8 protein-coding genes and 1 pseudogene are annotated in these 10,382 nt (G+C 65.4%); 8 read left to right on the top strand and 1 reads right to left on the bottom strand.

The features are described from left to right. The 3 genes from ACLQI9_RS19695 to ACLQI9_RS19685 all read left to right on the top strand — a co-directional run. Positions 1–346, top strand: a 346-nt coding sequence (locus ACLQI9_RS19695) for a sigma 54 modulation/S30EA ribosomal C-terminal domain-containing protein (protein WP_442392041.1), incomplete at its 5' end; no start/stop codon positions are given. Between the two features lie 149 nt (positions 347–495). Further along, a complete protein-coding gene (locus ACLQI9_RS19690) occupies positions 496–954 on the top strand; it encodes a DUF5709 domain-containing protein (RefSeq protein ID WP_442381624.1) in 459 nt (152 codons plus the stop codon). Between the two features lie 175 nt (positions 955–1,129). After that, positions 1,130–1,450, top strand: a complete 321-nt coding sequence (locus ACLQI9_RS19685; protein ID WP_442381622.1) for a hypothetical protein — start codon at positions 1,130–1,132, stop codon at positions 1,448–1,450. Between the two features lie 3 nt (positions 1,451–1,453). Here ACLQI9_RS19685 and ACLQI9_RS19680 read toward each other — a convergent pair whose 3' ends face one another. Next, positions 1,454–2,860, bottom strand: coding sequence for a WS/DGAT/MGAT family O-acyltransferase (locus ACLQI9_RS19680; RefSeq protein ID WP_442381620.1), 1,407 nt, complete (start codon positions 2,858–2,860; stop codon positions 1,454–1,456). Positions 2,861–2,967: 107 nt separating this feature from the next. Between ACLQI9_RS19680 and ACLQI9_RS19675 the strand changes: the two genes are divergently transcribed. The 5 genes and pseudogenes from ACLQI9_RS19675 to ACLQI9_RS19655 all read left to right on the top strand — a co-directional run. Continuing rightward, positions 2,968–4,641, top strand: coding sequence for an NAD(P)-binding protein (locus tag ACLQI9_RS19675; protein ID WP_442381628.1), 1,674 nt, complete (start codon positions 2,968–2,970; stop codon positions 4,639–4,641). Next, positions 4,638–8,210 carry a pyruvate:ferredoxin (flavodoxin) oxidoreductase gene (gene nifJ / locus ACLQI9_RS19670; RefSeq protein ID WP_442381618.1) on the top strand — a complete coding sequence of 1,191 codons (3,573 nt, stop codon included), beginning with the start codon at positions 4,638–4,640 and terminating at the stop codon, positions 8,208–8,210. The genes ACLQI9_RS19675 and nifJ overlap by 4 nt, the downstream gene beginning before the upstream one ends. Further along, on the top strand, positions 8,210–9,220 hold the full coding sequence (locus ACLQI9_RS19665; RefSeq protein ID WP_442381616.1) for a dihydroorotate dehydrogenase-like protein: 1,011 nt from the start codon (positions 8,210–8,212) through the stop codon (positions 9,218–9,220). Before nifJ ends, ACLQI9_RS19665 begins: the two co-directional genes overlap by 1 nt. Before the next feature lie 216 nt (positions 9,221–9,436). Next, the gene (locus ACLQI9_RS19660; protein ID WP_442381614.1) at positions 9,437–9,883 is read left to right on the top strand and encodes a pyridoxamine 5'-phosphate oxidase family protein; all 447 of its coding nucleotides are present in this window, start codon (positions 9,437–9,439) and stop codon (positions 9,881–9,883) included. A gap of 373 nt (positions 9,884–10,256) precedes the next feature. After that, positions 10,257–10,382 (top strand): annotated as a pseudogene (locus ACLQI9_RS19655) (integrase catalytic domain-containing protein); the annotation flags it as partial.

Genomic DNA, 10,382 nt, shown 5'->3' with positions numbered 1-10,382 from the left:
CTGCACCCTCGACGAGGCCGCCCGTGAAATGGACCTTCTCGACTACGACTTTCACCTGTTCACTGAGCAAGGCACCGGCACTGCGGCTGTCCTGTACCGCGCCGGCGCGACGGGCTACCGCGTTGCGCTGGTAGCGCCCGCGTTAGCCGACCAGCTGAGCCCATACGCGCTGCCCGTGACCATCAGCCGACACCCGGTGCCGTGTCTGACCGAAGAGGAAGCCGCCAACCGGCTGGGCCTGCTTGGCCTGCCGTTCCTGTTCTTTATCGACGCCGCCCAGGGCCGCGTCAGCGTGTTGTATCACCGCTACGACGGGCATTACGGCTTGATCACCCCGGCGGGCTAGGCGTCTGGCACGTCGGCACACCCAGTGACCTTCGTCCAGCGGTCAGGTGTCTTTGCGCCCTTACGTCCCGAGGGCAGATTGACGGAACGTTGAGAATGCCGAGATGGTTCGAGGTTGCCACCGGCTCACGGTGAAAGGAGTTTTGAGTCATGAGTGGTCGGAATTTCGGCCTGGGGCCGGCGGCAAGCGAGTACAGCGGCGCGGAGGACGACAACCAGCTTCAGCCAGAGGACACGCTGATCGACCGCGGCATCGACGACGTACTCGACGAGGGATATTCGCCGTCCGAGCGACCGTACGGACGTGGTGCCTTCGGGCCGTCGGAAAGCATCGACCAGCAGCTTGCAGAGGAAGAGCCAGATCCGCTGTCGCGAATCGGTAACCCGCTCGACAGGGATGAACAGCAGCGGTCCGACGAAGCCGAGCGTGAAATCGAGTTCCCGCAGCGACGCGAGGTTGGGCGGGTGCGAGCGGGTCGACTTGTCGCCCCGGACAGGGGGTTTGGTGAAGACACGGAGGCAGAGCTGGTGGCCGAGGACGTCGGTATCAGCGGGGGAGCAGCGTCTGCCGAAGAGGCCGCTATTCACATCATCGACGATGGGGACTAGGTCTGCTGGTGCCCCGTTCGGACGTGAGTGATGACTTTCGGCCTCGATCGCAAAGACGAATGGCGGACCCGTCAGTTTGAGGTAATAGTTGGCCCTGACGCAGAGAAGTGTCTGAACCGCATGAGATAATTCGACACTCGCGATCGAGCACTGAAGTACTTTCAGCAGGTCCTCCTTGGACATCGCGGATGTCCAAGGAGGCAACGCCTTCGACGGCATTCACCTGGCTGCCATGGCCGGCAGCGTCGATCTGCTCCAGCGGTGCTTCACCGGCCTGGAATTCCGCACCGACCGTATCGCCTCAATCCGCTGCGGCCAGAAGCTATTGGGAAAACTAACGTTTCCCTTGCGGTGCCGCCGGCAGCGCCTGCACCTGGAAGTCAGCGGGCGGCAAGCAAAAATCGGCTCTGATGCCGAACAGACCAACGCGATCGACATCGAGTACCGCGACCGCGTCCAGCGCCTCAAGCCCGGACACACTATCGGGTTCTCGTAGCGCCTACGCGCTGTGAATTCCCTTGACGCGTCCCCGTTTGCGCTGGCGCGTCCGGCTGATGGCCACCAGCCGTGCAACTCCTTGCTCGATGCCGGCGGCGAGTCGATCAACGTCAGGTGCGGTGTCGTGGTCGGCGGTAATGCCGAAGACGAAACTATCGGCGTAGCTCACCATCGCGATGCCTGTCCGCAGGTGAAGGGCAATCGGCGGCACCGGCAGGACTTCCAGCACCTCGCGACCCATCAGCTTCTGCCGACCACGAGGGCCGGGAACGTTGGTTGCCAAAGCGGCCACGGCATGTTGCGGCAATCGGGTCAGCAGTCGGACGGTCCAAGCCGACAGGGCGAACGGGATCATGTTGAACGCCGACAGAAATGCGGTGCCGCCCTCACGCTGACCACTGCCTTTCGCCGTCGTCATCCGGCGGTGCACGAGCTCCAATTGCTGAACCGGGTCCGCCTCGTCGACGGGCAACAACGGCAGCATCGCCGAGACCCGGTTGTCGGTGTGATGGAAGTCCATCATCGACCGGACCGACACCGGAACCAGGGTGCGCAGCGAGTCGTGGCGGGGCTGTTCACCGCGGTTGAGCAGAAGGTTGCGGTAGCTGTCGGTGATCGCGGCCAGCGCCACGTCGTTGATCGTTACATCGAAGCTCCGGGATACCTTCTGCAGCTGGGCGAGCTTAACCCTCGCCGCGCTGTAGCGCCGAATAGTTGTCACGGATCCGGTCAGCGACGATTCGGGCGGTGAGCTCAGCAGGTGCGCCGTCAGCTCAGCCGCGCCCACCGCGGCGTGTTCAGCGGCGGTGGCCGTGGCGACCGCGGTACGCCACATGCCGCCCAGCCAGGTCAATGGGTTCACGCTCATCGGGGGCGGACGCAGCGCGGGCCCATCCGGTTCCTTGGCGGCGCGAATTTTTTTCGCGAAGGTCTCGCCGCCGCCGCTGTCGCTGAGCTTCGCCAGCATCTGGGTGGTGGCGATGCCGTCGGCGATGCAGTGATGGAGTTTCGTCAGGACGGCCCACCTGTTGTCGGTGAGGCCTTCAATGATCCAGCACTCCCACAGCGGACGCTCACGGTCGAGCCGATGCTGCATGACATTCGCGATCATCTGGAACAGCTCGGCGTCATCGCCGGGTTCGGGCAGCGCGACGCGGTACAGGTGGCGCGAGATGTCGAAGTGCGGGTCGTCGACCCATTCAGGTGAGCCGAGGTCGAGTGGATGGGTACGCAGTATCTGGGTGCAGCGCGGAATTCCGCGTGCCCGCTCGGCAAAGGCTGAGACAAGCTCGTCGTAGCGCGGCACCGGCCCTGCCACGATCGATACACCGCCAACCGCCAGACTCACATGGGGATCGGAATCCTCAGCCTCCAGGAAACTGGCATCCAGAGCCGTCAAGTGTTCCATTACGCAACTGTCCACCCTGCGCGCGGCTGTGAGCAGGGTCGGAAGTCCTTACCTCAAAGGACGAACGACGCTTCAAAGCCGCCGGGAGCCGTCATAGTGTGAGCCAGGTGACGACCGAGTGGCCGGGGCGTGGCGGCCAAGTATTTCGCGCCGCGCCCCGCGCCGATGTGACGGCTCTGCCGGACCTGCTGCGCGGCCAGCCCCGCGCAGGCCCGGACCGCGACCGCCGTCCGATATATGTCGATCTGCTGCCGCCGTGCAATGCCGCGTGCCCGGCGGGGGAGAACATTCAAGCATGGCTCGCCCACGCGCGGGCCGGCCGCCACGAACAGGCCTGGCGTCAGCTGGTCGCCGACAATCCTTTTGCCGCCATCCACGGCCGGGTCTGCTACCACCCCTGCGAGTCGGTCTGCAACCGCGCACATCTCGACGGCGCGGTCTCGGTTCACGCGGTGGAGCGGTTTCTCGGCGACGCCGCTCGCGAGCAGGGATGGCAGTTCGAGCCGCCGCCGCAGTCGCCGGGAAAACGGGTGCTCGTCGTCGGCGCCGGACCGAGCGGACTTTCCGCCGCGTACCACCTGGCGCGGCTCGGGCATCAAGTCGAGATCCGCGATGCGGGGGCAGACCCGGGCGGGATGATGCGTTACGGCATCCCCAACTACAGGCTGCCCCGGGACGTTTTGGACGCTGAGGTGGCGCGCATCGCGGCCATGGGCGTGACGCTCACCTGCGAGCATCGGGTCGATGACCTTGCGGCTGAACGCGAAGCCGGTAACTTCGACGCCGTATTCGTCGCCGTTGGGGCGCATTTGGCCAAACGGGTCAACATCCCCTCAGCGGATGCCGGGTCGCTGCTGGACGCAGTGTCGTTCCTGCGCGGCGTCGCCTCCGGCGAACGACCCAACCTCGGCCGCCACGTTGCTGTCTACGGGGGCGGCGACACCGCGGTGGACGCCGCCCGTGTCGCCCGCCGCTTGGGCGCCGAAGACACCGTCATCGTCTACCGTCGCACCGAAGCCCAGATGCCAGCTCACGAGCAGGAGGTCCAAGAGGCCGAGCGGGAAGGTGTTCGGATCAACTGGTTACGCACGATCACCGCCTTCGACCGCCCCGAGCTGCAGGTGGAGCTGATGGAGCTCGACGAATCCGGACACCCTTGTCCGACCGGACAATTCGAGATGCTCGCTGCCGACACCGTGATCATGGCGTTGGGCCAGAAGACCGAGTCGGCGTTTATGCGGACACTGCCTGGAGTGGAGTTCGACGACGACGGTTCTGTGCGGGTGTCGTCATCGTTGATGACCGGCTGTCCGGGTGTGTTTGCCGGCGGCGACATGGTGCCGTGCGAACGTACCGTCACCGTCGGGGTGGGCCACGGCAAGAACGCGGCCCGCCACATCGACGCGTGGCTGCGGGGAGGCTTGGGGGAGCGCCCGTCGAAGCACCCCATCGCGACCCTCGACGAGCTGCACCTGTGGTACTTCGGTGACGCGTCTCCGCGTGCGCAGCCCGAACTTCCGCCTGCACAGCGCGTCACGGGATTCGACGAGGTCGTTGGTGGCTTGTCCGCCCAGGCCGCGATTTTCGAGGCCGGTCGGTGTCTTTCGTGCGGCAACTGCTTCGAATGCGATGGCTGTCTGGGGGCCTGCCCCGAAGATGCGGTGATCAAGCTGGGACCGGGGCACCGCTATCGGTTCGACTACGACCGGTGCACCGGTTGCGCTACGTGCTTCGAGCAGTGCCCGGTGCACGCTATCGAGATGGTGCCGGAGCCGAGATGACGCGCGCCACGATAGATGGCAATGAGGCGGCGGTCTCGGTCGCTTACCGGCTCAGCGAGGTGTGCTGCATCTACCCGATCACCCCGTCCTCACCGATGGCTGAGCTGGCCGATGACTGGTCGAGCCGGCATCGGGCCAACGTGTGGGGCACTGTCCCGACGGTGGTGGAGATGCAAAGCGAGGGCGGCGCGGCCGGCGCGCTGCACGGCGCGCTGCAGGGCGGCGCGCTCGCGACCACATTCACCTCGTCGCAGGGCTTGCTACTGATGATCCCGAATATGTACAAGATCGCCGGAGAGCTGACCTCCGCGGTCATCCACGTCGCGGCGAGGTCCCTTGCCGCGCAGGGCCTCTCGATCTTTGGCGACCATCAGGATGTCATGGCGGTGCGCCAGACCGGCTTTGCCCTGCTGTCGTCCGCCTCGGTGCAGGAAGCCCATGATCTGGCGCTAGTGGCCCACGACGTGACGTTGCGTACCCGCGTTCCGTTTCTACATTTCTTCGACGGCTTTCGCACCTCCCACGAGCTCAACACCATCGAACTGCTTACCGACGACCAGTTGCGAGCCCTGGTTCCGGAGAAGTTGATCCTGGCCCACCGCGGCCGTGCACTGTCACCGGCGCGGCCGGTCATCCGCGGCACCGCGCAAAATCCCGACACCTACTTCCAGGCCCGCGAGACCGTCAATCCGTTCTACGCGCGGGTGCCCGCCGTGGTCGAAGAGTCGATGGCGCGGTTGGGGCGGCTCACCGGCCGGGAGCTGCACATCGTCGACTACGCCGGGCATCCGCAGGCCGGCCGGGTGCTGGTGCTGATGGGATCTGGCGCCCAGACCGCCGCAGAAACCGTGGCCGCTCTCGCTGCTCGCGGGGAGCGGGTCGGGGTGATTCAGGTGCGACTGTATCGGCCGTTTCCGGTGCAAGCGCTGCTTGCGGCGCTGCCCCCTACCGTCCGCAGAATCGGCGTGCTGGACCGCACGAAAGAGCCCGGGTCGCTCGGCGAACCACTGTTCCTTGACGTCGTTGCCTCGCTGACCGAGGCATACAGCAGAGGTGAGCGGTCGCAGCTGCCGACGGTGTGCGGGGGACGCTACGGGCTGTCGTCAAAGGAGTTCACTCCGGCCATGGTCGCCGGCGTGTTCGGCGAACTGGCCGGCGAACAGCCGCGAGCCCGCTTCACCGTCGGCATCGACGACGATGTCTCGGGCACCAGCATCGCCTACGACCCAGGCTTCGATATCGAGTCCACCGACACGGTGCGCGCGGTGTTCTTCGGGATCGGCTCGGACGGCACTGTCGGCGCCAACAAGAACACCATCAAGATCCTCGGCAGCGAGGAGAGCCTATTCGCGCAGGGCTACTTCGTCTACGACTCCAAAAAGTCTGGATCGCAGACCGTTTCGCATTTGCGGTTCGGCCCCAACCCGATCCGGGCGCCGTATCTGGTGCGGCGAGCGGACTTCGTCGGCTGCCACCACGAACGGTTCCTGCAGAAGGTCGACGTGCTGGATTGCGCCGCGCAGGGCGCTGCGTTGTTGCTCAACAGCCCCCGTCCGGCCGACCGCGTGTGGGACAGCCTGCCCCACGCGGTCCAACAGCAGATCATCGACAAACACATCAGGCTGTATGTCATCGACGCGGGCGCCATCGCCCGCGAGATCGGGCTGGCCGGCCGGATCAACATTGTTCTGCAGACCTGCTTTTTCGCCATCTCCGGTGTGCTGCCCGGCGACCAGGCGATCGCCCGGATAAAAGAAAGCGTCGCCGAGACCTACGGGGGGCGCGGCGCCGACGCGGTGACCCGCGAACTCGCCGCCGTAGACCGCGCAGTGGCTGGACTCCAGCGGGTCGACGTCCCCGATGTCGTCAGCTCCACCCGCGAGCTCGAGCCGCCGGTTCCGCCCGACGCGCCGGATTTCGTGCGGACGGTCACCGCCGAGATGATCGCCGGCCGCGGGGACGCACTGCCGGTCAGCGCACTGCCGGTAGACGGCAGCTACCCCAGCGGCACCAGCGCCTACGAGAAACGCAACATCTCCGACCTCGTCGCGGTCTGGGATCCCGACACCTGCATCCAGTGCGGCAACTGCTCATTTGTCTGTCCGCACAGCGTGATTCGCAGCAAGTTGTACGACCAGGAGCGACTCCATGACGCGCCCGCGACGTTCCCCTCGGCGCCGCTGGATGCCGTCGGTCTGCCCGACGCCCGCTACACACTGCAGGTGTACGTCGAGGACTGCACCGGATGTGGGTTGTGCGTGGAAGCCTGCCCCGTCGCTGCCCCAGGCACGCCGATCACCAAGGCGATTAACCTTGAACCCCGCGAGCCGTTAGTCGCCGCCGGCCGCGAGAACGTCGCATTCTTTGAGGCCCTGCCGGTGACCAGCCGATCCCGCGTCGACTTCGGCACCGTGCGGGGTGCGCAGTTCCTGCAGCCGCTGTTCGAATTTCCCGGCGCATGTGCGGGCTGCGGCGAAACGCCGTACCTGAAACTACTGTCGCAGCTGTTCGGCGACCGGTTGATGATCGCCAACGCCACCGGGTGCTCCTCGATCTACGGTGGCAACCTACCGACCACACCGTGGACGACCAACGCCGACGGGCGCGGCCCCGCATGGTCCAATTCGCTGTTCGAGGACAACGCCGAGTTCGGCCTCGGCCTTCGGCTCGCCGCCGACACGCACCTGCACCAAGCCCGGCAGCGGCTGATCCAACTGCGCGATGTCCTGGGCGCCGACCTCGTCGACGCCATCTTGGCCGCGCCGCAACTGCGGGAATCCGAACTGCACGCCCAGCGCGAGCGGGTCGCCGAACTCGAAACCCGGCTTGACCGCCTCGAACCCGGGGTGGCCGAGGAGTTACGCAGCATCATCGACCACCTGATCAGGCGCAGCGTGTGGATCGTCGGCGGCGACGGTTGGGCCTACGACATCGGCGCCGGTGGGCTCGATCACGTGCTGGCCGGCGGGCGCAACGTCAACGTGCTGGTGCTCGATACCGAGGTGTATTCCAATACCGGCGGGCAGATGTCGAAGAGCACACCGCTGGGCGCGGTGGCGAAGTTCGCCGCAGCCGGCAAGACGGTGCCACGAAAAGACCTGGCGCTGCAGGCCATTTCGTACGGCAGCGTCTATGTCGCGCGGGTTGCGATGGGTTCCGACCCGCAGCAAACGCTGCAAGCGTTGCGCGAAGCCGAGGCCTACGATGGGCCGTCCCTGGTGATCGCCTACAGCCACTGCATCGCTCACGGCTTCGAGATGCGTTATGGCCTCGACCAACAGTACCGGGCGGTGGCTAGCGGGCACTGGCCGTTGATTCGATATAACCCGGTGCTGCGCGCCACAGGCACGCCGCCGTTCCTGCTGGACTCCCACCGTCCACGCCTACCACTCGCCGACTATCGCTACCGCGAGCTGCGCTACCGGAGCCTGACCAACTCCGATCCCGATGAGGCCGAACGGCTTCTCGCGTTGGCGCAGGAGTCGATCGACCAGCGCTGGAAGACTTACGAAGACATGGCTTCTCGCGCTCCCCAGCACTTTCCGTCTGATTCCCGGAAGGGCAGCTGATGGACCTGACGACCCGCTACCTCGGACTCACCCTGCGTAGCCCGTTGGTGGCCTCGGCGTCCCCGCTCAGCCGCACGGTCGATGGGGTCCGCCGGCTCGCGGACGCCGGGATTGGCGCTGTGGTGCTCTACTCGCTGTTCGAGGAACAGCTGCGACGCGAAGCCGAGCACAACGTGCGGATGGTCGCCCAGGGCACCGAAAGCTACCCGGAATCCCTGACGTACTTTCCCGCCACCGTTGACCATGGCCAGGGCGCTCACGGATATCTACGTTTGGTGGAGCGCGCCACGGCTGCTGTTGACATCCCCGTTATCGGCAGCCTCAACGCCACCACCCCTGGCAGTTGGGTTCACTACGCCTGCTCCATGCAGGACGCCGGCGCCGCGGCGATCGAGCTGAACATTTACTATCTGCCCGGCGATGCACGCGTCGACGGCCGTGAGGCCGAGCAACGCCATCTCGACGTGCTGGCCGCGGTCAAGGACGCGGTAAGGGTTCCGGTGGCGGTCAAACTGAGTCCGTATTTCAGTGCGACTGCCGACATGGTGCATCGGCTGGACGTGGCCGGTGCCGACGGGTTGGTGCTGTTTAACCGATTCCTGCAGTCCGACATCGATCCCGAGACCCTTACCACTGTCCGCGCTGTCACGCTGTCGACGTCCGCGGAGATGCGGCTGCCAATGACCTGGATCGCGCTGCTGCGCGGGCCGGTGCGAGCCTCGCTAGCGGCCAGCAGCGGGGTCGAGCAACCCGCGGACGTGATCAAGTATCTGCTGGCCGGAGCCGACATCGTGCAATCCGCGTCGGCGCTGTTGCGTCACGGTCCCGAGTACGCCGGTGTACTGCTGGACGGATTGCGGGATTGGATGAGCCGCAAGGGATACGCGCACCTGGACGAGCTACGCGGGCTGCTCGCGGCGCCCGACTCGGAAGACCGGGCGGCACGTGAACGAGCGGACTACGTCGGAGCAGTCCAGGATGCTAACAGCCGGGCCTACGGCGTCTACTGACGTAGGAGAGTGCCGCCGATGCCACGGCACCCCGACCTGAAGTCCGGTAGCGATGCCCACCGGATCACCGGTGATTTGCTCGCTTGGGTGTCGCACTCCTTGCCGCGACACGCTCACCTTAGTTGTGTTGGTACCGGATGGTGTTTAAGTTAGCGATGTGCGTCATATGACGTTTCGATCATGGTGTGCGGTTGCCGCGCTCCCGGCCCGGGACTCGTGAGCGCCACGACGTCCACGAGCGGTGAACCCGTCACCATCCTTTCGGTAAGCGAAAGCTGGAATCTGCTGGCAAGTGTGGCGTTAGGGCGTGTCGTCACGAGTGGCCAGGGCCAGCCCGAGATCTTTCCAGTCAACTTCGTCGTCCAGCGCCGCACCGTGCTCTTTCGCACCGCGGAGGGCACCAAGTTGGTCAGCGCCGCAATAAACAATCGTGTTCTTTTCGAGGCCGACGACCACGATGCTGCCGAAGGTTGGAGCGTCATCGTGAAGGGCACGGCCCGCATGCTCCATACCGATGAGGAGATTGAAGAGGCCGAGCGGGCACAGCTGCTGCCATGGACTGCGACGTTGAAGCTTCATTGGGTTCGCGTTCTCCCGGTCTCGGTCACGGGTCGCCGTTTCCGGTTCGGTCCGGAACCCGACCGGGAATCCACATTCGCCTGATTCGCACCTTCCGGGAGCCGGTGCCTGTCTCGCTCGTAGCCGGCGGCCGTGCCAATATCCTGAGGACGGATCCAGCAGCATGTCGGGCGCGCCCAGAACCCATGTCTGCTTCTCGGTGATAGGTGTTACGACAGTGCAGCATCCAGACGCGGGTTGTCGGTGAGGTCGACGGTGACTTTCTGCATGGGCAACACGTAGCGGTGTCTTTGCGTGCACCGGGGCCGGTACGTCTGTTCGAACTGCCTAGGCGGTGCTGGCCGATGTCCGCAGTCGCGGCTTGAGCACGCCGAAGCCGTAGATCATGAGCGCTGCTTGGACCGCCAGGCCGATCGCGGCCGATACGACGTGCACCATCGGCGAGACGAGCCCATGCGCAGAACTGCTGCTACTCAACAAGATCTGGACGCTGCAGTCCTTACTGACCAACTACTTCTACCCCCAACAGAAGCTCGTCCTTAAAGTCCGCGACGGCGCGAAAATCACCAAGAAGCACGACACC

The organism is Mycobacterium sp., from assembly GCF_052143115.1.
In the GTDB taxonomy this organism is placed as follows: domain Bacteria; phylum Actinomycetota; class Actinomycetes; order Mycobacteriales; family Mycobacteriaceae; genus Mycobacterium.
The sequence above is the reverse complement of the archived record's forward strand: the minus strand, read 5'-3'. Positions and strand labels throughout refer to the sequence as shown.

Bases quoted from the DNA above. Each gene is read 5' to 3' on its own strand.
- ACLQI9_RS19690 (WP_442381624.1), top strand. From the start codon at position 496: ATGAGTGGTCGGAATTTCGGCCTGGGGCCGGCGGCAAGCGAGTACAGC.
- ACLQI9_RS19680 (WP_442381620.1), bottom strand. From the start codon at position 2,860: ATGGAACACTTGACGGCTCTGGATGCCAGTTTCCTGGAGGCTGAGGAT.
- nifJ (WP_442381618.1), top strand. From the start codon at position 4,638: ATGACGCGCGCCACGATAGATGGCAATGAGGCGGCGGTCTCGGTCGCT.
- ACLQI9_RS19665 (WP_442381616.1), top strand. From the start codon at position 8,210: ATGGACCTGACGACCCGCTACCTCGGACTCACCCTGCGTAGCCCGTTG.